Origin of the sequence: Agrococcus jejuensis (assembly GCF_007679035.1) — a bacterium.
GTDB lineage: Bacteria > Actinomycetota > Actinomycetes > Actinomycetales > Microbacteriaceae > Agrococcus > Agrococcus jejuensis_A.
In genome coordinates this window covers 1-322 of record NZ_VEFR01000018.1, presented here as the reverse complement: position 1 = coordinate 322, position 322 = coordinate 1, and the positions used below count along the sequence as shown (strand labels likewise).

The following is a 322-nucleotide window of genomic DNA, read 5'->3' as shown; positions in this document are numbered from 1 at the left end:
CCCTCACCCCCCACACCTCCACCAACATCACCTCCCCCCCCTACTCCTCCCCCACCACCTTCTACTCCCTCACCTCCTCACCCACCTTCCCCCGCTTCCCCCCCTCCTTCTCCACCTTCTTCACCCCCACCACCATCCCCACCCTCATCCCCTTCTCCAACCCCTTCCGCCTCACCATCTCCCCCCTCAGTCCCCCCCCCACCCCGTCCGCCTTCACCACCACCACCCTCTCCTCCTTCCCCCACCACTTCACCTTCGCCCCCTTCCCCTACCCCACACCCCCCTTCAACACCTCGACCAACACCCACTCCTTCCACTTCTA

1 protein-coding gene is annotated in these 322 nt (G+C 65.5%); it reads right to left on the bottom strand.

The genetic code is table 11. The features are described 5' to 3' along the window. Window positions 1-61 precede the first annotated feature (61 nt). Entirely contained in the window at window positions 62-253 is a 192-nt protein-coding gene (locus FS793_RS16865) for a hypothetical protein (protein WP_144722140.1), read from the bottom strand. Window positions 254-322: the final 69 nt, after the last annotated feature.